The following is a 22,286-nucleotide window of genomic DNA, read 5'->3' on the forward strand; positions in this document are numbered from 1 at the left end:
TCGGCGGACGGCGGGAAAGGGGCGGCGAGGAGGGGTGCGGGGGGCTGAAGTAGGGTCGGGGGATGCGGATCTGCTGCGAGCGCATGCGTGCTCAGCTGGAGCGGCACTGCTCCGTGCACGACGATCCGTACCGCTGTCCGGACCGCCTGGTGGTGCATTCGGCGGAGTTCGGGGTGTGGGGCCTGGTCGTCCGCGGGGAGGGGCGGATGGCGGTGCCGATCGCCTTCTGCCCGTGGTGCGGGACGAGACTGGCCGGCCTCGTGGAGGCCGCCCGGTCAGTAGGGAAGGATCCGGCCTGAAGGGGTGCGCAGGTCCAGTGACTGGGGCTTGCGCGGGACTCGTGGAAGCTTGACGATCTGCTGCTGTCGTGCCATTTCGATCATCTCCCCTCATCCAGCGGCGGTGAACCGCCGGAATCGTCACCTGAGGCGGGAGAACCGCCAGGTTCTGGTGAGCTTATGCGACGTCAGGTGGTCGTTCATCCGATTTTCCGGTGCTGGCTATCACTCGGAGCGATCGTATGGTGTCTTGGGGTCAGGTCGCATCCACTTCGAAACGACACGCTTTCGGGGCTGGGAGCCGGTATGGGAGATCGGCGATGACCCTCCCGGGCTTCCTCGAGGGATACCCAGGGTGAAGCAGGAAAAAACGTTCCAAACCAATCGGCCGTCCCCGGGGCGCCCACAGCCCCGGGGACGGCGGTCTCAGGAGGTGACGTCCTTGGCGCGAAAGCGCCGGAACGCCAGCGCGAAGAGCACCAGGGCGTAGGTCACCGACAACGACGCGCCCTGGATCATGCCGGTCCAGGAGACGTCCGGCTGCAGGGCGTCCATCCAGGCGTAGCTGAAGCGGGTGGGCAGCAGGTCCCGCCAGTCGCCCAGCGCGGTGACCGCGTCCAGCATGTTGCTGACGATCACCAGCCCGACGGCGCCGCCGACCGCGCCCAGCGGCGAGTCGGTCAGCACCGACAGCAGGAACGCCAGCGCCGCCACGACCAGCTGGGCGACGAGCGAGTAGCCGACGATGATCGCCATGCGCCCGAAGGCGGTCTCGGCCGGGAACGTGCCGCCGGTCGGCAGGGTGATGTCGGACCACCCGAACGCCAGCGTCCCGGCCAGCAGCGACATCAGCGGCAGCACCAGGACCGCCGCCGTGGCGTACCCCAGCGCGACGATCAGCTTCTGCCGCAGCAGCCTGTCGCGCGGCACGGGCGCGGCCAGCAGGTACCGCAACGAGGACCAGCCCGCCTCGCTGGCCACGGTGTCGCCGCAGAAGAGCGCCACGGTGACCACCAGCAGGAACCCGGTGGAGACGAACAGGGTGAACAGCGCGAAGTTCAGCCCGCTGGTGGTGGCCACGTCGGCCAGGCTCATCCGCCCGTCCGGATCGTCGCCGTCCCCGCCGAGCCGGAACGCCAGCACCAGGATCCACGGCAGGAGCAGCAGCAGCCCGAAGGTGACCAGGGTCCGCCGGCGCCGGAACTGCCGGACGGCCTCGACCCGCAGCGGCAGCGGCCCGCTCATGTCCCACTCCCGATGATCTCCAGGAAGACGTCCTCCAGGCCGCGCCCGCCGACGATCTCGGCGACGGGCCCGTCGGCGACCTTACGCCCGCGCGCCATCACCACGACGCGGTCGCAGGTCTGCTCGACCTCGCTGAGCAGATGGCTGGAGACGATGACCGTCCGCCCCCGCTCGGCGTACCGGACGAGAACCTCGCGCATCTGCCGGATCTGCGGCGGGTCGAGCCCGTTGGTGGGCTCGTCGAGCACCAGCAGGTCGGGCAGCCCGAGCATCGCCTGGGCGATGGCCAGCCGCTGCCGCATGCCCTGCGAGTAGGTGCGGACGGGCCGCGCCAGCGCCTCGTCGGTGAGCGCGGCGACCTCCAGCGCCTCCGCCATGCGGGAGTCGGCGGCGGGCCGCCCGGTGGCCCGCCAGTACAGCTCCAGGTTGTCGCGCCCGGACAGGTGCGGCAGGAATCCGGGGCCCTCGACGAACGAGCCGAGCCGGGCCAGGACGGGCGCGCCGGGCCCCACGCGGTGGCCGAAGATCCGGATCTCCCCGCCGTCGGGATGGATCAGGCCCATGAGCATGCGCAGGGTGGTGGTCTTGCCCGCGCCGTTCGGCCCGAGCAGCCCGAGGACCTGCCCCTTCTCGACCCGGAACGACAGGTCGTCCACGGCCTTGTAACCGTTGCGGTAGGTCTTGGTGAGCCCCGTGATCCGCAGGGGCACCTCCGCGGACGCCTCGTCGAAGTCGCCGTCCCGCTTCCGCGGCCGCCGCGCCAGCAGCGCCGCGGCCGCGGCCAGCGCCGCGGCCGGCGCGACCCACACCCACACGGGCGGCCGCCGCACCGGCGCGGTCAGGGCGGGCACGGACGGCACGGACAGCCCGGAGACCGCCGAGATCTCGTAGGTCAGCGGCTCGGTCGGCCCGGCGAACCCGTAGTCGGTGGTGGAGAGCACGACCTGGAGCCGGTGCCCGCGGCTGAACTCGTAGTCCAGCGCGGGCAGGGCGATTTCGGCCTCCCCGTCGACCCGCACGGGCGTCGCGAGGCGCCGCGCGAGGGTCGCCCGGCCGCCGGGGGCGACGTCGTAGAGCTTGGCGAAGAGCGTCGCCTCGCGGTCGGTCCTGATCCGCACGCGAGGCGAACCCGTCACCCGCAACGACGAGTCCAGCGGTTCGGTGGTGAACGTGGCGTTCTGCCCGGCCATGTCCAGGCTGGGCACCCCGCCCAGGGAGCCCAGCGTGCTCAGCGCGCCCAGGCCGGGCAGCGCCGAGATGGAGGCGGGCACCCCGCCCGCCGGGTTCTGCACGGACTGCTCGCCGCCCTCCAGGGGCAGTTCCCGCGCGGCGTTCTCCAGCCCGGGATAGGTGCGGGCGGTGGCCGCCGCGACCTCCTGCCGTCCGCTGCGGGAGTCGACCCCGCCGCCCCGCGTGACGGTGAAGGCGGGCGGCAGCACGACGTCCTGCTCGCCCTTGAGGTAGTGGTCGAACCAGTCGGAGGTCAGCCCGGAGAGCCGCTCGGTCTCCGGCTCGCCGCCGTCGTGCCCGCCCTGGAACCAGACGACGGAGACGGGCCCCTCGGCCGCCCGCGCGTTCTGGTCGGCCTGGTCCAGCGGGAACAGCGAGTCGCTCTGCCCCTGGATGAGCAGCGTCGGCGCCTTCACGGGCGGCGCGGTGGCGGGCGAGGAGTCGCGCAGGAGATCCCACGCCTCGTCCGTGGCCCGCCCCGTCTGCGCGACCTCCTGGTACATCTCGCAGACGGACGGCAGGAACCGCCCGCAGGCCGTGGACCCGTCGGACTCGCCCGTGAAGAACAGGCCCGCCCACAACTTCTTGAACACTCCGCCGGGAATCAGCGACTGCGACAGGTCGTGCCAGGTGACGGACGGGACGATCGCGTCGACGCGCCCGTCGTAGGCCGCCGTCAGCAACGAGATCGCACCGCCGTAGGAGGGCCCCGCCATGCCGACGCGGGGATCGCCCTCCCCGTCCAGCCGCACCTCGGGCCGCTTCGCCAGCCAGTCGATCAGCTGCCGGGTGTCCTTGACCTCGTAGTCGGGCGAGTTCAGCGCGATCTGCCCCTCGGAGCGCCCGAACCCCCGCGCCGACCACGTCAGCACCGCGTAACCCTGCCGGGCGAGCCTGCGCGCCGCCCCGGCCTGGGAGTCCTTGCTGCCGCCGAACCCGTGCGCCAGCAGCACCGCCGGTGCCTTCTCCGCCCCGACGGGCCGGTAGAAGGTCGCGTCCAGCGCCACCTTCTGGTCGTCCTTCGGCCCGTCGACGACCGGGATCCGCACCGTCTCCTGCCGAACGGCGGGTGCGCCGTCCCCGGAGAGGACGTAACCCCCACCCGCCGCGAGCACGCCGACCGCGGCCGCACCCGCGACCCATCGCCGCCTCATGGCGCAGATGGTACGCCAGTGACCCGTAAGCCGGAGATCAAGAAAAGCGCCCGGTCACCTCCCGCGACGCGGCCGCCGGCGCAGCACGGCCCGCAGCCCCGCCAGTCCCAGGAACGCGGCGAGCAGGCCGCCCGCCGCCACCGCGGCCATGGTGCGCAGGACCGGAGCGTAGGTCCGGGCCTCCTCGCCGACCTCGCTGAGCAGCCCGAGGTCGTTGTCGTCGACGATGTCCTCCATGATCGACTTATGCCAGGGGCGGGCTCCGCGCAAGCCCAAGCAGAGGTCAGCGTTGCGGCGGGGTCAGCTCCGCCCGCCGGTGAGGTCGTGCACCAGCCGCTCGGCGTCGGAGCGGGTGAACCGGCCGGTGATGACCACCTCGCCCCCGGTGATCGGGCTGTCCACCCAGGGCGCGGCGACGACCTCGCCGTTCACCACCACGACGATCTGCTTGCCCCGCTGGGCCCGGGTGAGCCCGGCGAACGCCTCGCTGTCCGCGCCCACCAGCTGGAGGATGACCCCGTGGCTGTCGTCGCGCAGCAACCGCACCCCGGCCTCGCCCACCCTGCGGATGACGATGCCCTCGGTGACCTGGTAGCAGGACGGCTCGGGCCCGGTCACCCCCCTGGTGCCGGCCGGGCAGGCGCCCTCCGTCCGCTGGACGACGGGGTAGAGCAGCAGCGGGGAGGCCAGCTCCACCCGGCTCTGGCGGGCAGCCGCGACGACGACGCCGGTCGTCGCCACCGCGGCGGCGCACAGTGCGATGACGACGACCGCGGCGAGCATCGTGATCTTCGGCTGTCTGCGCACCCCGCCAGTCTTGCAGAAAAAGATCCCCGGAAAAGGGAAGGACCCGGGCACACGGCCCGGGTCCCCTGAGCTCCGGGGTCACCCCCGCGCCGGCTCGGTCAGTCGATCCGCCAGGTGTCTCCGCTGCGCAGGAGCGCGGCGAGGTCGCCGCGGCCCTGCCTGTCCTTGGCCTCGGCCACCTGCTCGTTGAGCAGCGAGTCGTAGGACGGACGCGGCGCCGAGCGGAACACGCCGATCGGGACGTGCGTGAAGGCCGGCTGGTCCAGCCGGGACAGGGCGAACGCCAGCGACGGGTCCGGGTCGTGCGCGTCGTGCACCACCACGCCGGCCTCGTCCGGGGTGCCGACCCGGAAGCCGAAGCCGTCCTGGATCAGCGCCTTGTCGCGGTCCCTGCCGAAGACGATCGGCTGACCGTGCTCCAGCCGGACGGTGATGTCGTCCCGCTGGTCGGCGTCCTTCAGCGGTTCGTAGGCGTTGTCGTTGAAGATGTTGCAGTTCTGGTAGATCTCCACCAGAGCCGCGCCCTTGTGCTCGGCCGCCTGCCGCAGCACCGACTGCAGGTGCTGGCGGTCGGAGTCGATCGTGCGGGCCACGAACGCGCCCTCCGCGCCGATCGCCAGGGAGATCGGGTTGAACGGGTGGTCCAGGGAGCCCATCGGCGAGGACTTGGTGACCTTGCCGAGCTCCGAGGTGGGCGAGTACTGGCCCTTGGTCAGACCGTAGATCCGGTTGTTGAACAGCAGGATCTTGATGTTGACGTTGCGGCGCAGCGCGTGGATCAGGTGGTTGCCGCCGATGGACAGCGAGTCGCCGTCACCGGTGATCACCCACACCGACAGGTCCTGCCGGGCCGAGGCCAGGCCGGTCGCGATCGCCGGGGCGCGCCCGTGGATCGAGTGGAACCCGTAGGTGTTCATGTAGTACGGGAACCGCGAGGAGCAGCCGATTCCCGAGATGAACACGGTGTTCTCGCGCTTGATGCCCAGCTCGGGCATGAAGCTCTGCACCGCGGCGAGGATCGCGTAGTCACCGCACCCGGGGCACCAGCGCACCTCCTGGTCGGTCTTGAAGTCCTTGGCCTTGAGCGGGATCTCGCTCTTGGGCACCAGGGCCAGCGCTTCACTCACTGTCCATCACATCCCGGATCACATCGGCGAGCTCTTCGGCCTTGAACGGAAGGCCGCGCACGCGGTTGTAGCCGACCACGTCGATCAGGTACTTGGCGCGCAGGAGGGTGGCGAGCTGTCCGAGGTTGATCTCGGGCACGATCACCTTGTCGTAGGACTTCAGGACCTCTTCCATGTTCGCGGGGAACGGGTTGAGGTGGCGCACGTGCGCCTGGGCGATCTTTCCGCCCGCCTTGCGGACGCGCCGCACGGCCGCGGAGATCGCGCCGTACGTGCCGCCCCAGCCCAGCACCAGCACGCGGGCGTCGCCGTCCGGGTCGTCCACCCGCAGCGGCTCGACGTCGCCTGCGATTCCGTCGACCTTGGCCTGGCGGAGCCGGGTCATCAGGTCGTGGTTGTCGGGGTCGTAGGAGATGTTGCCGGAGCCGTCGGCCTTCTCCAGGCCGCCGATCCGGTGCTCCAGACCCGCGGTTCCCGGGATCGCCCACGGGCGGGCCAGGGTCTCGGGGTCGCGCTTGAACGGCTGGAAGTCCTCCTGCAGCGGCTCGGCGAAGTTCGCCTCGATCACCGGCAGGTCCTCGACCTCGGGCAGCTTCCACGGCTCGGAGCCGTTGGCCAGGTAGCCGTCGGACAGGATGAACACCGGGGTGCGGTACTTGACCGCGATCCGCGCCGCCTCGACCGCCGCGTAGAAGCAGTCGGCCGGGGACAGCGGCGCCACGATCGGCACCGGGCACTCGCCGTTGCGGCCGAACATCGCCTGCAGCAGGTCGGCCTGCTCGGTCTTGGTCGGCAGGCCGGTGGACGGGCCCGAGCGCTGCACGTTGACGATCAGCAGCGGCAGCTCGACGGCGACCGCGAGGCCGATGGTCTCGGCCTTGAGCGCCACACCCGGTCCGGAGGTGGTGGTCAGGCCCAGCGCGCCGCCGAACGAGGCGCCCAGCGCCGCGCCGATCGCCGCGATCTCGTCCTCGGCCTGGAACGTGCGCACGCCGAAGTTCTTGTACTTCGACAGCTCGTGCAGGATGTCGGACGCCGGGGTGATCGGGTACGAGCCCAGGAACAGGTCGAGGCCGCTGCGGTCGCCGGCCGCCACCAGGCCCCAGGCCAGCGCCATGTTCCCCGTGATCTGCCGGTACAGGCCCGGCTCCTGCGTCGCCGGCTTGACCTCGTAGGAGGTCGCGAAGTCCTCGGTGGTCTCACCGAAGCTCCAGCCCGCCTGGAAGGCCGCGATGTTGGCCTTCATGATCTCGGGCTTCTTCGCGAACTTCTTCTCCAGGAAGGCGATCGTGCTCTCCACCGGGCGGTGGTAGAGCCACGACAGCAGGCCGAGCGCGAACATGTTCTTCGCGCGCTCGGCGTCCTTCTTGGACAGGTCGAAGTCCTCGAGGGCCTTGACCGTCATCGAGGTCAGCGGAAGGGCGTGCACCCGGTAGTCGGCCAGGGAGCCGTCCTCGACGGGGCTGGCCGCGTAGCCCACCTTGGTGAGGTTGCGCTTGCTGAACTCGTCGGTGTTGACGATCACATCGCCGCCCTTGGGCAGGTCGCCGATGTTGGCCTTCAACGCCGCCGGGTTCATGGCGACCAGGACGTTCGGGGCGTCTCCGGGCGTCAGGATGTCGTGGTCGGCGAAGTGGAGCTGGAAGCTGGAGACCCCCGGGAGGGTTCCGGCGGGGGCGCGGATCTCGGCCGGGTAGTTCGGGAACGTCGAAATGTCGTTTCCGAACTCGGCCGTCTCCGCCGTGAAGCGGTCGCCGGTCAACTGCATGCCGTCGCCGGAGTCACCGGCGAAGCGGATGATGACGCGGTCGAGTTGCTGGACCTGTTTGGTCACAGAGGAAGACCTTCCTCGACGCGCAGCCTCGTCCCAGGTGAGGGTCCCTGTGACAGGAGGGCTACTTGGGCTTGTGTTCATGGTACGACCCAGTCGAGATGGCTCATCCATCTCGGTTCCAGGCTCTGAGACCCTGCGCCGGGAGCCTCTGCAAGCCGGTCGGCGGCGACGTGAGGGCCCCGCGATACAGGACGCATCACCACGGCCCTCCGGTTCGTCGCCGACCTGGATATCGGTCGTGGCCAATGTACCGAACCGGCCCGGTGGGGTACTTACGCGCCCTGCTGTTCGGCCTCGAGTTTGCCGATCAGGGTGTCGGCCTTGCTCTTGGACACCGACTCGACCTTCAGCCAGGAGTTGAAGTAGTAGCGGCTGGTGGTCCCCGGCCTGATGCCGCGCACCCAGGACTTCCAGCCGCCGCTGGTCACCCGGCACTCCAGCGTGCTGGATCCGGCGCGCAGGGACTGGGTCCTGGTGCACCGGCCCAGCTCCTTGTCGCCGTCCTTGTCCTCCCAGATCCTGGCGATGTAGGTGACGGTGGCGGTGGGCCCGGTGTTGCTGTACTTGCGCTCGATGGTGCAGCCGCTGGCGCTGCAGTCGTCCCTGGTGGACGTCGAGGTCGGCTTGATCTCGGCGGCGGGGTCGAGGGCGCCCGCCAGGCCGTTGCGGACCTTGTCCTTCAGTTCGGTGTAGAGGGTGCCGACGGAGTCCGCGGTGAGCTCGGCGACGTCGAAGTCGAAGACCTGGGCGCCGCCCGCCCTGACCTTGACGAGCTGGTACGGGGCGGCGTCGGAGACGTAGTACTGGCCTTCGGAGCCCTCGAAGGCGATCGCCTGCCGGCCCGAGACGGGTTCGGAGGTCGGCGCGCCGGACGGCGGCACGAGCGGCGCGGCCTGCTGGAGGGCCTGGCCGAGCGCGGCGGGGACGAGCAGCTTGCGGATGTCGAAGGCGCGCAGCGAGTCCGGGGCCTTGGCCCACTTGTCGGCGAACTCGTCGAGGAGCTCCTCGTCCACGCCCTGCTGGCCGCGCCAGAAGGACTGCGGGGCCTTCACGTAGAGGTCGCCGTCGAGGAGCATCGCGTCGATCACGTCGCCGCTGACCGTCAGGCTCCCGGAGGCGGTGCCGGCCCGGGTCACCGACAGGTCGGCCTGGACGGACGTGCCGGAGGCGTCGTACGTCCCGGTGTAGCGCAGCCCCGGCAGCGAGTTCAGCTTCGTCACGGCCTGCGCCGACTTCTGCTGCGGGGTGAGGGCGGCCTTCTTCTCCTCGTCCCCGCCGGCCAGCATGATCAGGACCACGGCGAGGACGAGGACGAGCGCCACCGACGCGCTCAGCACGGCGATCAGCACGCCCTTGTTGCTCTTGGGCGGCTGGGCTCCGGGCGGTCCGAAGCCGGGCGGCCCGAAGCCGGGCTGGCCGAACGGCGGCGCACCGCCCGGGGCTCCCGGCCCCTGGAACGGCGGCGGCGTCCACCCGCCCTGGGGCGGCGGCTGGTTCCAGTGGGGCGGAGGCGTCTGCGGTCCCTGCGGGGGCTGCCCGCCCATCGGCGGCGGCTGCTCGCCCATCGGGGGCGGGTTCTGGCCGGCGGCGGCCGGATCCGGCTGCTGCTGCGGCGGGTGCGGTTGCCCGGGAGGGCCCCAGTTCTGCCCGGGAGGCTCCCAGTTCGGCTGCTCAGACCCCTGCGCCATTTGACCGCACCACCCCGTATTACCTGTCTTCTTGGAGAGACCTTATGTTTGTCGCCTAGATCCGTAAAGACGGACGCAAGGTGCGCGGCGGCGGTTCCCCATGACGGATTACGCTTCCCTCGTGCGCGACTACTACGGCTCCTACGTCCTCGTCGCCGTCCTGTTCCTCGTCGGCGGCGGGATCGTCGCGGGCGGGCTCGCGGCCAACCGGCTGCTGCGGCCCTCCCGGCCCACCCCCGAGAAGCTCACCACCTACGAGTGCGGCGTCGACCCCGTGGGGGAGGGCTGGGCCCAGTCCCATGTCCGCTATTACGTGTTCACGTACCTGTACGTGGTGTTCGCGGTGGACGCGATCTTCCTGTTTCCCTGGGCCACTATTTTCAGTGCCCAGGGGTATGGAGCAGTGACGCTCGGGGAGATGTTCGTCTTCCTCGGCTTCCTCGCCACGGGCCTGCTGTACGCCTACAAGAAGGGAGTGCTCACATGGGTGTAGTGGACCTCCCCGAGCCGACCGTGGGACCGCTGTCCCGGCTGGCCCCCCGACCGGTCAAGTTCGTGCTCAACTGGGGGCGCCGCTACTCGCTGTGGGTCTTCAACTTCGGGCTCGCCTGCTGCGCGATCGAGTTCATCGCCGCCTCGATGGCGCGCCACGACTTCATGCGCCTCGGCGTGATCCCGTTCGCGCCCGGACCCCGCCAGGCCGACCTCATGGTCGTGTCGGGGACGGTCTCCGACAAGATGGCGCCGGCAGTCAAGCGGCTGTACGAGCAGATGCCGGAGCCGAAGTACGTCATCTCCTTCGGCTCGTGCGCCAACTGCGGCGGCCCGTACTGGGACTCCTACTGCGTCACCAAGGGCGTCGACCAGATCATCCCCGTCGACGTGTACGTGCCGGGCTGCCCGCCGCGGCCCGAGGCGCTGCTGCACGGGATCGTCCGGCTCCAGGAGAAGATCGCGGGCGAGTCGCTCGGGGAGCGCTACACCGGCCCCGGGCCCGCGGAGCCGCCCTCCTGGGAGCACCGGCCGAGCGTGCTGCAGCGGCCGCTCCAGCCCGTGCCCGAACTGCTGGCCGAGGCCGACCAGCCGACCCAGGGCCTGCCCGTGATCGAGCCGGAGGGGCGGCCGCGGGACTCCGGGACCGCCGAAGGCTCCGAGGCCGGGGGCACGGTGGTCACCGAGAGCGCCGCGAGCACGGCCAGGACGCAGCGGTTCCGGATCGGCGGGACGCGGCCCGAAGGGGTCGTGGACTACTCGATCATCCCGGGGATGTCCGATGACGATGACTGAGGCGGAGGAGGAGTTCATCCGCCGCTTCGGCCCCGACGCGGAGACCGGGGACGTCTTCGGGCAGCCGGTCGTCGACGTCCCCGCGGCGCGGTGGACCGAGGCGCTGGAGTTCGCCAGGGACGACCTGGACTGCGACTTCTTCGACTGGCTGACCGGGGTGGACGAGCTGGAGGACGGTTTCCGGATCGTCGCCCACGTCTACTCCCTGGCGCGCCGCCACCACGTCCTGCTGCGCACCCTGGTGCCGCGCGGGGAGCCCGTGCTGGCCTCGGCCGTCGGGGTGTACCGGGGGGCGAACTGGCACGAGCGCGAGACGTTCGAGATGTTCGGGGTGGTCTTCGAGGGCCACCCCGACCTGAAGCCGCTGCTGCTGCCCGACGGGTTCGAGGGCCACCCGCTGCGCAAGGACTTCGTGCTGGCCGCCCGGGTCGCCAAGGCGTGGCCGGGCGCCAAGGAGCCGGGCGAGGGCGGCGGGGCGCCGTCGCGCCGCAAGAACCTCCCGCCGGGAGTGCCGCCGGGCTGGGGGCCGAATGCGTGACGTCGTGGCCCTGGTGCTGGTCACCGTCGCCTTCCTGACCCTCCCGCTGATCATCGGCCAGGCCGAGCACAAGGTGATGGCGCACATGCAGGGCCGCCTCGGCCCCATGTACGCGGGCGGTTTCCACGGCTGGGCGCAGCTGGTGGCGGACGGCGTGAAGTTCGCCCAGAAGGAGGACACCGTCCCGGCCGCGGCCGACAGGCGGATCTTCCTGCTGGCGCCGGGCGTGGCGCTGGTGCCGTACCTGGTGGTGCTCGCCGTGGTCCCGGTCGGTCCCGGGCAGGTCGCGGTCGACCTGTCGCTGGGGCTGTTCTTCGCGCTGGCCGTCATGGGCATCGGCGTGATCGGCTCGATCATGGCGGGCTGGGCGTCGGCCAACAAGTACTCGCTGCTGGGCGGCATGCGCGTGGCGGCCCAGCTGGTCTCCTACGAGCTGCCGATGGTGCTGGCGGCGGCGTCCGCGGCGATGGCCGCGGGCACCCTGAACCTCAGCGGCATCGCGGGGGCGTGGCAGTGGTGGTGGCTGGTCTGGCAGGCCCCGGCCGCCGTGGTGTTCTTCCTGGCGGGACTGGCCGAGCTGCGCCGGCCGCCGTTCGACATGCCGGTCGCCGACTCGGAGATCATCTTCGGTCCGTACACCGAGTACGGCGGGTTGCGGTTCGCGTTCTTCCTGCTCGCGGAGTACGCCGGGATCCTGGTGGTCTGCTCGCTGACCACCGTGCTCTTCCTGGGCGGCTGGCAGGGGCCGCTGCTGCCCGGCTTCCTGTGGACCCTGATCAAGGTGTTCCTGCTGGCCTTCGTGGTGATCTGGTTCCGTGTCGCCTTCCCCCGGCTGCGCGAGGACCAGCTCCAGCGCCTCGCCTGGGTGTACCTGGTGCCGATCGCCCTGGGCCAGCTGGCGCTGACCGGTGTGGTGAAGGTGGTGACCGGAGCGTGAGACCAGGCCTGGCCAAGGGGTTGGCCGTCACCCTGCGCACGATGATGAAGCGGTCGGGGACCCGCCAGTACCCCGAGGTGGCGCCGGACCTGGCGCCCCGCTCCCGCGGCGTGATCGCTCTTTTCGAGGAGAACTGCACCGTCTGCATGTTGTGCGCCCGGGAATGCCCCGATTGGTGCATCTACATCGACTCCCACAAGGAGACGATGCCCGCGGAGGGCTCGGCGCGCGCCCGCTCGCGCAACGTCCTCGACAGGTTCGCGATCGACTACTCGTTGTGCATGTACTGCGGGATCTGCGTCGAGGTGTGCCCGTTCGACGCGTTGTTCTGGTCGCCGGAGTTCGAGTACGCCGCCTACGACATCGCCGAGCTGACCCACGAGAGGGACCGGCTGCGCGAGTGGATGTGGACGGTCCCGCCGCCGCAGGCCCACGAGCCCAACGCCGACCCGCCCAAGGAGCTGCGTTGACGACGGCCGAGATCGTGTTCACCGCGCTCGGGGTCGTCGCCGTGGGGGCGGGCGTGCTGGTCGTCACGACCAGGCAGATCGTCCACGCGGCGCTGTGGCTGGTGGTCTCGTTCGGCGCGCTGGCCGGGATGTACCTGGTGCTGACCGCCGAGTTCGTGGCCTGGGTGCAGGTGCTCATCTACGTCGGCGCGATCGTGGTGCTGCTGCTGTTCGGCATCATGCTGACGCGCGCGCCCATCGGGCCCGGCGAGGGGATGGACTCCGGCAACCGGCTGCCCGCGCTGGCGGTGGCCGTGGGGACGGCCGCGGTGCTGGTGACGCTGCTCGTCCGCGGCTTCAAGGACGCCCGGATCGAGCTGGAGCCCGGCGGCGGCTCCGCCGACGCGCTCGGCGAGGCGATCTTCCGCGAGTGGGTGCTGCCGTTCGAGGTGCTCTCGGTCCTCCTGCTGGCCGCGCTCGTCGGCGCGATCGTGCTCTCCAAGGGCCGGGCCCGGACGACCGCAGCGGAGCGAGGATCGGCCGGGCCCGATGCGGGGGCCCGGGGGTCGTCCCCCGGCTCGAAGGGGAGAGAGCGCTGATGTCGGTCGTCTACCCGGTGGTGTTCTCGGCGCTGCTGTTCTCCGTCGGCGTGTACGGGGTCCTGGCGCGGCGCAACGCGATCCTCGTGCTGATGTCCGTCGAGCTGATGCTCAACGCGGTCAATCTCAACCTCGTCGCGTTCGACGTGTGGCTGCGCGACGCGCTGCACGGCGGCCAGGTGCTCACCCTCTTCACGATCGTCGTGGCCGCCGCCGAGGTCGGGCTCGGCCTGGCGATCGTGCTGCTGCTGTACCGCAACCGGCGGAACATCGACGTGGACCGGCAGGACACCCTGCGCGAGACGAAGCAGGAGGCACGGTGACGCTCCTCGCCGCGCAGGCGGTCGTCCTGCCCTTCCTCGGGGCGCTGTGCGGGCTGCTGCTCGGGCCCTGGCTCACCCGCGTCCTGGTGGCCGGGGGAGTGCGCACCGAGGACGGCCCCGCGGGGCCGCCGACCGAGGCGCGGGGCGTCGAGGAGCACGTGGAGGCCGTCCCCGGCGTGCCGGGGGAGCCGGTGCCAGCCGAGGGGCGCGCGGCGCCCGCCGGAGCGCCGGGGAGCGGATCGCGCGGCGCGCTCGGGCCGGTGCTGTTCGCGGTCCTGCCGACCGCGGCGATGACGGCACTCACCCTGATCATCGCGCTGACGGTGTGGCGGAACCCCGGCACCAGGACGGGCACGCTCGCCGAGATCCCGACCGGCGGCCCGCCGATCCTCGTCGGGCTGAGCGTGGACGGGCTGTCGGCGCTGCTGGGCCTGCTGGTCGGCGTGGTCGCGCTGGCCGTCCAGATCTACTCGGTCGCCTACATGCGGGACGAGCCGCGCTACTCGTCGTACGCGGCGTTCGTGTCGCTGTTCACCTCGGCGATGCTGCTGGTGGTCTTCGCCCGCGACCTCATGGTGCTGTACGTCGGCTGGGAGGTCATGGGCGTCTGCTCGTACTTCCTCATCGGCCACCACTGGGAGGACCGGGCCAACTCGCGGGCGGCGACCAAGGCGTTCCTGGTCACCCGCGTCGGCGACGCGGGGCTGCTGCTCGGGATCATCGTGCTGGGGCTGGGCGCGGGAAGCTTCGACATCGCCACCGTCCTGGCCGGGGCCGGCTCGATGCCGCACACCACCGTCGTGGTCGCCGCGCTCCTGCTGCTGTGCGGGGTCGCGGGCAAGAGCGCCCAGTTCCCGCTGCACACCTGGCTGCCGGACGCGATGGCGGGACCGACGCCGATCAGCGCGCTCATCCACGCCGCGACGATGGTCGCCGCGGGCGTCTACCTGGTGGCGCGGCTGTACGGGGTGTTCGCCGAGGCGCCCGCCGCGCTGGCCGTGCTGGGCGTCCTCGCGGCGGTCTCGATGGTCGGGGCGGCGCTCGCGGCGCTGGCCCAGCGGGACCTCAAACGGCTGCTGGCCTACTCGACGATCAGCCAGCTGGCCATCATGACGGCGGGGCTCGCGGTCGGGGCGAAGACGGCGGCGATCTTCCACCTCGTGACGCACGGGGCGTTCAAGGCGCTGCTGTTCCTCGCGGCCGGGTGCGTCATCCACGCCGTCGGCTCCAACCTGCTCTCCGACATGGGCGGGCTGCGCAAGGCGATGCCCGTGACGTTCGTGTGCGCGACCGTCGGGTACGCGGCGCTGGCGGGGCTGCCGCCGGTCGCCGGATTCTTCTCCAAGGACGCCGTCATCGAGCACGCGCAGCAGGTGGCGGTCGACGACGGGCGGCTCGGACTGCTTGCCGGGGCGGCGATTCCGGGCTGGACGGCCTGGACGGTCTACCTCGCGCTGCTCGTCACGACCGCGCTGACGGCCGCGTACGCGCTGCGGGCGTGGCTGATGACGTTCTTCGGGCCGGAACGGGCCGCGCACGAGGCTCCGGGCGCCATGCGATGGCCGATCGTGGTGCTGGCGGGCGCGAGCGCCGTCCTCGGGTTCTTCGGACTGGCGGCGGAGGAGCTGCGGCCCCACCTGGGAGCCGCGGCCATGGCGCTGCTGTTCACCGCCGCGGGCGCCGGCGCGATGTTCCTGGCCTGGCGCGACGCGCCGGCCTCCGACCCCGCCGAACGGATGAAGCGGGTGCGCCCGGTGCTGGAGAACGCCTTCTACCTCGACGGGCTGTACGACCTCGCCGTCGTCCGTCCCGTCAAGTGGCTGGGGCGCGTCGTGCGCACGGCCGACAAGCGGGTCCTGGACGGGGCCGTCGAGGCGGCCGTCCCGGCGGCGCGCGGCCTCGGGGCGCTGGCGAGGCTGCCGCAGACGGGCAACCCGCAGACCTACCTGACCGGCCTGCTGGCCGGAGCCCTGTTCCTCGTCCTGGCGGTGGTGGCCCTCACGTGAGCACTCTCGTCCACCTTCTCTGGCTGCCGCTGGCCGCGGCCGTCCTGCCCTTCCTGGTGCCCGCCTCGATCCGGCTCGACCCGATCGGGTTCGGGCGGGTGGCGTCCGGGTTCGTCCTGGCGATGGCGCTCGTGCAGGTCGCGGCGTTCGACTACGGCGAGCCGAGCCGGATGCAGCAGCCGATGGACGTGCCGTGGATCCCGGCCATCGGGGTGCGCTTCCACCTCGGCGTGGACGGGATCTCGTTGCCGCTGGTCGTCCTCACGGCGCTGCTGACGTTCCTGTGCTTCCTGTACCTGGGCCGCCAGGAGGTGCGCAACGCCCGGCTGATGACGGCGCTGCTGTTCGCCCTCGAACTGGGCATGATCGGCACGTTCCTCGCGCTGGACCTGGTGCTGTTCTTCGTGTTCTTCGAGATCGTGCTGATCCCGATGTACGCGGTCATCGCCATCTGGGGCGGCGAGGGGCGGCGGCGCGCGGCCCACAAGTTCATCCTCTACACGCTGCTGGGCTCCGCCGCGCTGCTGGCGGGCCTGATGCTGCTGGGCGTCGGCGCCGGGACGTTCGACATGGTCGCGCTGGCCGAGAGCCAGGGGATGCGGATCGCGCGCGGCGCCCAGATCGCGGCGTTCGCGTTCATCGGCCTCGGGCTGGCGGTGAAGACGCCGATGTGGCCGCTGCACACGTGGCTGCCCGACGCGCACACCGAGGCGCCCACCGTCGGCTCCGTGCTGCTGGCCGGGGTGCTGCTGAAGATGGGCACGTACGGGCTGGTGCGCATCGCCGTGCCCGCGCTGCCCGAGGGGGCGCGGTTCTGGGCGCCGCTGCTGGGGTGCCTGGCCGTCGTCGGGATCGTCTACGGGGCGCTGGCCTGCCTGGCGCAGACCGACCTGAAACGGCTCATCGCGTACTCGTCCATCGGGCACATGGGCTTCGTGCTGCTGGGCATCGCGACGCTGAGCGCCACCGGGCTCAACGCGGCGCTGTTCGGCAACATCGCGCACGGGCTCATCACCGGGCTGCTGTTCTTCCTCGCCGGGTCCATCAAGGAGCGGTACGGGACCGGCGACCTCGCCGGGATCGGCGGCGGGATGCTGGCCCGCGCGCCCAGGCTGGCGTCGGTGCTCGCCTTCGCGTCCGTCGCCTCACTCGGGCTGCCGGGGCTGGCCGGGTTCTGGGGCGAGATGCTCGCGCTGGTGGGCTCCTACCGGCCCGGCGCGGGACTGCCCCGGGAGGCCTTCGTGACGTACATGGCGGTGGCCGCGGTCGGCGCGGTGCTGACGGCCGCCTACCTGCTGCGGCTGCTCGGCAGGATCACCCACGGGCGGTCGGGGACGGGCGTCGTCGTGGCGGACGTGCGCCCCGCGGAGTGGGCGTCGTGGGCGCCGCTGATCGTCCTGGTGGTGCTGATCGGGTTGTGGCCGGGACTGCTGCTGGCGCTCACCGACGGGCCGGTGCGCGCGCTGATCGGAGCGGGGTCGTGAACGTGATCCAGGAGATCGACTACGCGGCGGTGGCGCCGGTGCTGATCGTCGCGCTCGCGGCGGTCGGGGTGCTGCTGGCCGGGGCGTTCGAGCTGGGCGCGCGGTGGCTGGGATGGCTGACGGCGCTGGCGCTGTCCGCGGGCCTGGCGGCGGTCTTCGCGCTCGTCCCCGGCGAGGTGCGGCGGACGTTCTGCGTGCCGGAGACGCTGCGCGGGGACGGGCCCGAGTCGTGCTCGTACGTCGTCGACCAGTTCACGCTGCTCTTCCAGGGCATCGTGCTGGCGGCGGCCGTCGTGGTCGTCCTGATGTCACTCGCGGAGCTGGAGTCCGCCGACGTCCCGGCGGGGGAGTACTACTTCCTGCTGCTGTGCGCGGTCACCGGCGTGCTGGCGCTCGTCGCCGCGCGGGACCTGGTGCTGCTGTTCACGGCGCTGGAGACGCTGTCGCTGCCGGTGTTCGCGCTGGTGGCGCTCAAACGCTACGACGGGCGGGCCACCGAGGCGGCGGTGAAGCTGTTCCTGGTGTCGGTGGTCTCGGCGGCGGTGCTGCTGTTCGGGATCAGCCTCGTGTACGGGACGACCGGGGCGATGCACTTCGACCGCATCTCCGCCGCGTCCGTCGAGGGGGCGCTGGAACCCGTCCTGGCGGCGGGCATCGTCATGGTCGTCGCGGGGTTCGCGTTCAAGGTCGCGGCGGTGCCGTTCCACTTCTGGGCGCCGGACGTCTACCAGGGCGCGCCGGTGCCGGTGGCGGCGTTCCTGTCCGTCGTCTCCAAGGCCGGCGGGTTCGCCGGGGTGGCGCTGGTCGTGGCGCTGGCGTTCCCGTCCCACGACCATGTCTGGGGGCCGCTGCTGGCGGTCCTGGCGGCCGTGACGATGACGGTGGGCAACGTGATGGCGCTGCGCCAGACGCAGGCCGTGCGGCTGCTGGCGTGGTCGTCGGTGGCGCAGTCGGGGTACATGCTGGCGCCGCTGGCCGTGGGGGCCGAGCACATCGGGCAGGGCATCGGGGCGACCGCCGGGTACCTGGCGTTCTACGCGGTGATGAACCTGGGCGCCTTCGCGGTCGTCCACGGGGCGGCGAGGGCGTCGGAGGAGAACCTGCTGGTGGATTACCGGGGGCTGGCCCGGCGAAACCCACTTTCTGGGATTTTGTTGGCGTTCTTCCTGATTTGTCTGGCAGGGTTGCCGCCCGGGGTGATGGGACTCGTCGCCAAGGTGCTCGTCTTCAAGGCCGTGGTGACCGGGCCGGTGCTCTGGCTGGCCGCCGTCATGGCCGTCAACGTCGTCATCGGGCTGTACTACTACCTGGTGTGGGCGGCACGGCTGTTCGCGCCGGGGACGGGCCCAATGCTGCCGTCCGGCCTGCCCTACAGGCTGGCGCTGGGCGTCACGGGAGCGGGCGCCGTCCTGCTGTCCGCGGCGCCCCAGGTGCTGCTGCAGGCGGTCTTCCCGACGGGCTGAAAGACCCGTCACGGAACGTTTCCCCTGATCCGAACGTTCTTCCGGACGTAGAGCCAAGGGGAGGTTCTGAGCTATGAACGGCGTGAAGACGGCAGTGTTGATCGCCGCGCTTTCCGCGGTGATGCTGCTCGTCGGGTGGGGGCTCGGCGGGCGGGGCGGGCTGCTGGTGGCCCTGGTGATCGCGCTGGTGAGCAACGGCGTCGCCTACTTCTTCAGCGACAGGATCGCGTTGCGTTCGATGCGCGCCCACCCGATCAGCGAGGTCGAGGCACCGGTCCTGTACGCGATCGTCCGCGAGCTGGCCACCGCCGCGCGCCAGCCGATGCCGCGCCTGTACGTCTCGGAGACACCGCAGCCGAACGCGTTCGCCACCGGACGCAACCCGCGCAACGCGGCCGTCTGCGTGACCCGCGGGATCCTGCAGATGCTCGACCGGCGGGAACTGCGCGCGGTCATCGGCCACGAACTGTCGCACGTCTACAACCGCGACATCCTCATCGCGTCCGTCGCGGCGGCGCTCGCCACGGTCGTCACCTACCTGACCTACCTCGGCATGTTCATGCCGGGCCGCTCCGACGACCGGGAGGGCCCGGGGATGTTCGGCGCCCTGCTGATGGTCTTCCTCGGCCCGCTGGCCGCCGGGATCATCCAGATGGCGATCAGCCGCACCCGCGAGTACCAGGCCGACGAGTCCGGCGCCCTTCTCAGCGGCGACCCGCTGGCCCTGGCCAGCGCCCTGCGCAAGATCTCCGGCGGGGTGCGCGCGCTGCCGCTGCCGGCCGACCCGCAGATCGAGTCGACCAGCGCGCTGATGATCGCCCACCCGTTCAGCGGCGGCGGCCTCAGCAAGCTGTTCTCCACGCACCCGCCCATCGCCGACCGGATCGCCCGCCTGGAGCGGATGGCCGGCCCGCGCGGCTGACCCCGGTCCTTTTTCAGGACCCGCCCACGTTCCGGGCGGGTCCTCGCACGTCCTACCGGTAGTTGATGAACTGCAGGGCGAGGTCGAGGTCCTCCTTGCCCTTCAGCAGCGCGATGATCTCCTGCAGGTCGTCCCGCTTCTTGGAGCTGACCCGCAGCTCCTCACCCTGGATCTGGGCCTTGACGCCCTTCGGCCCCTCCTCCCGGATGATCTTGCTGATCTTCTTGGCGTTCTCCTGCGAGATCCCCTCCTTGAGGTTCACCCCCAGTTTGTAGATCTTCCCGGACGCCTTGGGCTCCCCGGCGTCGAGGATCTTCAACGAGAGCCCACGCTTGATCAGCTTCTCCTTGAAGACGTCCAGGACCGCCAGGGCCCGCTCCTCGCTGTTGGCCTGGATCTCGATGGACTCCCCCGACCACTTGATCCCGGCGTCCACGTTGCGGAAGTCGAACCGGTTGGCCACTTCCTTGGCCGCCTGGTTCAGTGCGTTGTCCGTCTCCTGCCGGTCCAGCTTCGAGACGATGTCGAACGAACTCTCGGATGCCACGGTTTCAGATGTCCTCACGCATAACGACGATCTCCCTGAGGCGGACCGGTCCCGGTCCACCACCCCCAGTCTCCCAGCCTCCCGGCAACCCATGTGACGACCACCCCCGACGTCCGCTAGTATTTCTGACGTCGCAAGCGACACACGGCGGTTTGCCCGAGTGGCCAAAGGGAGCAGACTGTAAATCTGCCGGCTCAGCCTACGGTGGTTCGAACCCACCAGCCGCCACACTCGAAGAAGGGCCCCTGACCTGGGAGACCAGGCAGGGGCTCTTCGCTTTGCCCACCCGGCGGTTCCGGCGGCTACCGAGCTTTCACGGCCGTCTGTGGATGGGTAGTGGAATGGATCAGCGGGTTGGCGGGCAGGTGCCGACGGTCGACCGCGTACTCCAGGAAGTCGAACGGAGCCGGCCTGCGGCGGGCCCGGACGGCGGACGAGGCAGGCCCGTTGTCCAGCCTTCGGCTCTGCGGGATTTCGACGAGCACGACGTGATGACCTCCGGCGAACGGAGGCCATCACGCGTTTCGGGGACTGGGCGCAGCAACGGAAGAGCGAAGAAGGCCGACTGGCTTGGGGCCGGGAGCCGCCTGCAGGCGGCCGATACCGTCTCTGGCATGACGGACGGATTCGACCTCGGCCGGGCTCTCACCGAGGGGCTCGATGACCGGATCGGCGCTTGGCGCTTCATCCGGGGATTCGCTCAGCACTGGGTGACGCCCTTGGGCGAAGACGACGGCTGGAGCGAAGCGGATCTGTCGGCAGCGGAGGAGAGGCTGGGACTCCCGCTGCCGACGGCGCTGCGTGAGGCTTACCGTCTGTTCGGCCGCCGGAAGGACCTCAGTAGTAACCACGACGTTCTCCTGAGCCCGGCCGAGCTCTACCTGGACGATCGAAAGGAAGCCCTGGTCTTCCGGCATGAGAACCAGGGCGCTGCCTCCTGGGGTGTCCTCGTCACTGAGCTGGGCGAGCCCGACCCTGCGGTGTTCGTCAAAGAAGATCTGGCCGACAAGCAGGCCGAGACATGGGAAAGCTGGCTGGGCAAGCTCTCCTTGGCCTTCATCGAGATCGTCCTGTCGGAGTCCTTGAACGGCCCTGAGGAACTCACGGATTTCCTGAACGATCTCGACGAAGAAGGAGCCGGGGCGCTGGAGGAGCACTACGCGCTCCTCCCGTTCCCGGAGTATCCGATCAGTGGGAAATCGCTTGGAATTCGCTGGTTCGCCGGTCCTGACTCGCTCCTCCGTGAGGACGGCCGCATGGCCCTGCTGGCAAGAGCCCGTACCGGGGAGGCCCTCGGCCGCATCCGTGATCGGATTTCCGGCGATTGGCTCAACGACTGCTGAGACGGTGTCCCACTTCTCGTCCAGGTAGGAGATCGCCGGCTCGTACCAGGTGATCTCCTTCGGCTTCTCGATCTCGCCGACCGGCCGCCGGTCGAGATCTCCGAGGTCGGGCACTGCCCGATCGGATGAGGAGGGGCGCAGTCCTGGCAATCGGCCAGCGGCCGCTTGGCGGTGGGGCATCGGCATCGCTGAATACGGAGCCGGACCGGCTGGGGTCGATCGGCGGTTCTTGCTTTCCGGCCCTATGGACTGGCAGGGATCTGCAGGCGCTGGAACTGAAATGGTTATGTATCCCTTGCCCGGCTCTCGGAGGCGTCTCGGTGGCGCTGGCGCGTAGTCGCGCCGCCGGCAGGCGAATCGGGTTCCCGGCACCATGCCGTCCGGTCCGGACGAGGTTCGTGGGAGCGCTGTGCGCTGCCGTCCGCCGGGTCTCATCTAGGACGGCAGCCGACCTAGATGAGGCCTAGCGTCATCACCACGTTGAGGTGCTCGCACTCCAGGAGGCAGTCAGATGTCCGTGAACCCGGTTCCCCAGGGCTATGCCACCGTGACGCCGTGGATCATCTCCCGCGACACGGTGCAGCTCATCGACTACATGAAGAGGGCCTTCGGCGCGGAGGAGCTCGCGTGCCTGGCCGGCGAGGACGGCAGCGTCGAGCATGCGGAGGTGCGGATCGGTGACTCGGTGGTGATGATGTTCGACGCGCGGCCGGAGTGGCCGCCGACCCCCGGCTTCCTCCGCCTCTACGTCGAGGACGCCGACGCCGTGCACCGTCAGGCGGTCGCGGCCGGCGGCATCTCGGTCACCGAGGTCACCCACCTGTTCTTCGGAGACCGGGTCGGTCGGGTGCGCGATCCGCTGGGCAACCTGTACTGGATCCAGACCCGCGTGGAGGATCTGAACCCGCAGGAGTTGGAACGCCGCCTCGGCGATCCGGCGTTCACCAAAGCGATGGAGTACGTCCAAAGCGCCGACTTCTTCCCGGGCCGGGCCTTCGGCCTCGGCTGAGCGTTTCGGCGGCCGG

General features: G+C 70.8%; 22 protein-coding genes and 1 tRNA gene. 15 read left to right on the top strand and 8 right to left on the bottom strand.

The genetic code is table 11. The features are described from left to right. The first annotated feature begins 62 nt into the window (after positions 1-62). Positions 63-299 (top strand): DUF6980 family protein, encoded by a 237-nt coding sequence (locus C2865_RS06005; protein WP_106397222.1) that lies wholly within the window; start codon positions 63-65, stop codon positions 297-299. A 405-nt stretch (positions 300-704) separates the two neighbouring features. Here C2865_RS06005 and C2865_RS06010 read toward each other — a convergent pair whose 3' ends face one another. The 7 genes from C2865_RS06010 to C2865_RS06040 all read right to left on the bottom strand — a co-directional run bounded on the left by C2865_RS06010 (position 705) and on the right by C2865_RS06040 (position 9,363). Then, a complete protein-coding gene (locus C2865_RS06010; protein ID WP_106397223.1) occupies positions 705-1,523 on the bottom strand; it encodes an ABC transporter permease in 819 nt (272 codons plus the stop codon). Continuing rightward, positions 1,520-3,907 carry an alpha/beta fold hydrolase gene (locus tag C2865_RS06015; protein WP_106397224.1) on the bottom strand — a complete coding sequence of 796 codons (2,388 nt, stop codon included), beginning with the start codon at positions 3,905-3,907 and terminating at the stop codon, positions 1,520-1,522. The genes C2865_RS06010 and C2865_RS06015 overlap by 4 nt, the downstream gene beginning before the upstream one ends. Before the next feature lie 54 nt (positions 3,908-3,961). After that, positions 3,962-4,144, bottom strand: a complete 183-nt coding sequence (locus tag C2865_RS06020; protein ID WP_106397225.1) for a hypothetical protein — start codon at positions 4,142-4,144, stop codon at positions 3,962-3,964. Between the two features lie 63 nt (positions 4,145-4,207). After that, a complete protein-coding gene (locus C2865_RS06025) occupies positions 4,208-4,714 on the bottom strand; it encodes a SecDF P1 head subdomain-containing protein (RefSeq protein WP_157963582.1) in 507 nt (168 codons plus the stop codon). A gap of 98 nt (positions 4,715-4,812) precedes the next feature. Continuing rightward, positions 4,813-5,841 carry a 2-oxoacid:ferredoxin oxidoreductase subunit beta gene (locus C2865_RS06030; protein WP_106397227.1) on the bottom strand — a complete coding sequence of 343 codons (1,029 nt, stop codon included), beginning with the start codon at positions 5,839-5,841 and terminating at the stop codon, positions 4,813-4,815. After that, positions 5,834-7,675 (bottom strand): 2-oxoacid:acceptor oxidoreductase subunit alpha, encoded by a 1,842-nt coding sequence (locus C2865_RS06035; RefSeq protein ID WP_106397228.1) that lies wholly within the window; start codon positions 7,673-7,675, stop codon positions 5,834-5,836. The genes C2865_RS06030 and C2865_RS06035 overlap by 8 nt, the downstream gene beginning before the upstream one ends. Before the next feature lie 272 nt (positions 7,676-7,947). Next, on the bottom strand, positions 7,948-9,363 hold the full coding sequence (locus tag C2865_RS06040; RefSeq protein WP_157963583.1) for a hypothetical protein: 1,416 nt from the start codon (positions 9,361-9,363) through the stop codon (positions 7,948-7,950). A 100-nt stretch (positions 9,364-9,463) separates the two neighbouring features. Here C2865_RS06040 and C2865_RS06045 point away from each other — a divergent pair, with 100 nt between their 5' ends. From C2865_RS06045 to htpX, 11 genes are all read left to right on the top strand, one after another. Beyond that, entirely contained in the window at positions 9,464-9,856 is a 393-nt protein-coding gene (locus C2865_RS06045; protein WP_106397230.1) for an NADH-quinone oxidoreductase subunit A, read from the top strand. Beyond that, positions 9,847-10,650 (top strand): NADH-quinone oxidoreductase subunit B, encoded by an 804-nt coding sequence (locus tag C2865_RS41730; RefSeq protein ID WP_332873336.1) that lies wholly within the window; start codon positions 9,847-9,849, stop codon positions 10,648-10,650. Before C2865_RS06045 ends, C2865_RS41730 begins: the two co-directional genes overlap by 10 nt. Next, on the top strand, positions 10,637-11,188 hold the full coding sequence (locus tag C2865_RS06055) for an NADH-quinone oxidoreductase subunit C (protein WP_198652971.1): 552 nt from the start codon (positions 10,637-10,639) through the stop codon (positions 11,186-11,188). Before C2865_RS41730 ends, C2865_RS06055 begins: the two co-directional genes overlap by 14 nt. After that, complete coding sequence (locus tag C2865_RS06060; protein WP_106397231.1) at positions 11,181-12,125, top strand: complex I subunit 1/NuoH family protein; 945 nt, start codon at positions 11,181-11,183, stop codon at positions 12,123-12,125. The genes C2865_RS06055 and C2865_RS06060 overlap by 8 nt, the downstream gene beginning before the upstream one ends. Beyond that, positions 12,122-12,595 carry a NuoI/complex I 23 kDa subunit family protein gene (locus tag C2865_RS06065; RefSeq protein ID WP_232835387.1) on the top strand — a complete coding sequence of 158 codons (474 nt, stop codon included), beginning with the start codon at positions 12,122-12,124 and terminating at the stop codon, positions 12,593-12,595. Before C2865_RS06060 ends, C2865_RS06065 begins: the two co-directional genes overlap by 4 nt. Beyond that, entirely contained in the window at positions 12,592-13,173 is a 582-nt protein-coding gene (locus C2865_RS06070; protein WP_106397232.1) for an NADH-quinone oxidoreductase subunit J family protein, read from the top strand. The genes C2865_RS06065 and C2865_RS06070 overlap by 4 nt, the downstream gene beginning before the upstream one ends. Next, on the top strand, positions 13,173-13,496 hold the full coding sequence (gene nuoK / locus C2865_RS06075) for an NADH-quinone oxidoreductase subunit NuoK (protein ID WP_106397233.1): 324 nt from the start codon (positions 13,173-13,175) through the stop codon (positions 13,494-13,496). Before C2865_RS06070 ends, nuoK begins: the two co-directional genes overlap by 1 nt. Beyond that, complete coding sequence (locus tag C2865_RS06080; RefSeq protein ID WP_106397234.1) at positions 13,493-15,502, top strand: NADH-quinone oxidoreductase subunit 5 family protein; 2,010 nt, start codon at positions 13,493-13,495, stop codon at positions 15,500-15,502. The genes nuoK and C2865_RS06080 overlap by 4 nt, the downstream gene beginning before the upstream one ends. Continuing rightward, a complete protein-coding gene (locus tag C2865_RS06085; RefSeq protein WP_106397235.1) occupies positions 15,499-16,986 on the top strand; it encodes a complex I subunit 4 family protein in 1,488 nt (495 codons plus the stop codon). Before C2865_RS06080 ends, C2865_RS06085 begins: the two co-directional genes overlap by 4 nt. After that, positions 16,983-18,449 (top strand): NADH-quinone oxidoreductase subunit N, encoded by a 1,467-nt coding sequence (locus tag C2865_RS06090; protein WP_232835388.1) that lies wholly within the window; start codon positions 16,983-16,985, stop codon positions 18,447-18,449. The genes C2865_RS06085 and C2865_RS06090 overlap by 4 nt, the downstream gene beginning before the upstream one ends. A gap of 73 nt (positions 18,450-18,522) precedes the next feature. Then, positions 18,523-19,371: a zinc metalloprotease HtpX gene (gene htpX / locus C2865_RS06095; protein WP_106397236.1), complete on the top strand. Its 849-nt coding sequence runs from the start codon at positions 18,523-18,525 to the stop codon at positions 19,369-19,371. 52 nt (positions 19,372-19,423) lie between these two features. Here the strand turns inward: htpX and C2865_RS06100 are convergent, their stop codons facing one another. Then, complete coding sequence (locus tag C2865_RS06100) at positions 19,424-19,918, bottom strand: YajQ family cyclic di-GMP-binding protein (protein ID WP_232835389.1); 495 nt, start codon at positions 19,916-19,918, stop codon at positions 19,424-19,426. Positions 19,919-20,064: 146 nt separating this feature from the next. On the opposite strand from C2865_RS06100, the gene C2865_RS06105 reads away from it, so the two are divergent. The 3 genes from C2865_RS06105 to C2865_RS06115 all read left to right on the top strand — a co-directional run bounded on the left by C2865_RS06105 (position 20,065) and on the right by C2865_RS06115 (position 22,270). Continuing rightward, positions 20,065-20,146 (top strand) — tRNA-Tyr (locus C2865_RS06105). Between the two features lie 386 nt (positions 20,147-20,532). Further along, positions 20,533-21,261, top strand: a complete 729-nt coding sequence (locus C2865_RS06110; protein WP_106397519.1) for an SMI1/KNR4 family protein — start codon at positions 20,533-20,535, stop codon at positions 21,259-21,261. Between the two features lie 511 nt (positions 21,262-21,772). Then, positions 21,773-22,270 (top strand): VOC family protein, encoded by a 498-nt coding sequence (locus C2865_RS06115; RefSeq protein ID WP_106397238.1) that lies wholly within the window; start codon positions 21,773-21,775, stop codon positions 22,268-22,270. The last annotated feature ends 16 nt before the right edge of the window (positions 22,271-22,286 follow it).

The organism is Actinocorallia populi (assembly GCF_002995495.1).
Lineage (GTDB): Bacteria > Actinomycetota > Actinomycetes > Streptosporangiales > Streptosporangiaceae > Actinocorallia > Actinocorallia populi.

Excerpts from the sequence above, each read along its gene's own strand:
- C2865_RS06115 (WP_106397238.1), top strand. The coding sequence starts at position 21,773 with ATGTCCGTGAACCCGGTTCCCCAGGGCTATGCCACCGTGACGCCGTGG.
- C2865_RS06040 (WP_157963583.1), bottom strand. The coding sequence starts at position 9,363 with ATGGCGCAGGGGTCTGAGCAGCCGAACTGGGAGCCTCCCGGGCAGAAC.
- C2865_RS06055 (WP_198652971.1), top strand. The coding sequence starts at position 10,637 with ATGACGATGACTGAGGCGGAGGAGGAGTTCATCCGCCGCTTCGGCCCC.
- C2865_RS06110 (WP_106397519.1), top strand. The coding sequence starts at position 20,533 with ATGACGGACGGATTCGACCTCGGCCGGGCTCTCACCGAGGGGCTCGAT.
- C2865_RS41730 (WP_332873336.1), top strand. The coding sequence starts at position 9,847 with ATGGGTGTAGTGGACCTCCCCGAGCCGACCGTGGGACCGCTGTCCCGG.
- C2865_RS06010 (WP_106397223.1), bottom strand. The coding sequence starts at position 1,523 with ATGAGCGGGCCGCTGCCGCTGCGGGTCGAGGCCGTCCGGCAGTTCCGG.
- C2865_RS06005 (WP_106397222.1), top strand. The coding sequence starts at position 63 with ATGCGGATCTGCTGCGAGCGCATGCGTGCTCAGCTGGAGCGGCACTGC.
- nuoK (WP_106397233.1), top strand. The coding sequence starts at position 13,173 with ATGTCGGTCGTCTACCCGGTGGTGTTCTCGGCGCTGCTGTTCTCCGTC.
- C2865_RS06060 (WP_106397231.1), top strand. The coding sequence starts at position 11,181 with ATGCGTGACGTCGTGGCCCTGGTGCTGGTCACCGTCGCCTTCCTGACC.
- C2865_RS06045 (WP_106397230.1), top strand. The coding sequence starts at position 9,464 with ATGACGGATTACGCTTCCCTCGTGCGCGACTACTACGGCTCCTACGTC.
- C2865_RS06020 (WP_106397225.1), bottom strand. The coding sequence starts at position 4,144 with ATGGAGGACATCGTCGACGACAACGACCTCGGGCTGCTCAGCGAGGTC.
- C2865_RS06015 (WP_106397224.1), bottom strand. The coding sequence starts at position 3,907 with ATGAGGCGGCGATGGGTCGCGGGTGCGGCCGCGGTCGGCGTGCTCGCG.
- htpX (WP_106397236.1), top strand. The coding sequence starts at position 18,523 with ATGAACGGCGTGAAGACGGCAGTGTTGATCGCCGCGCTTTCCGCGGTG.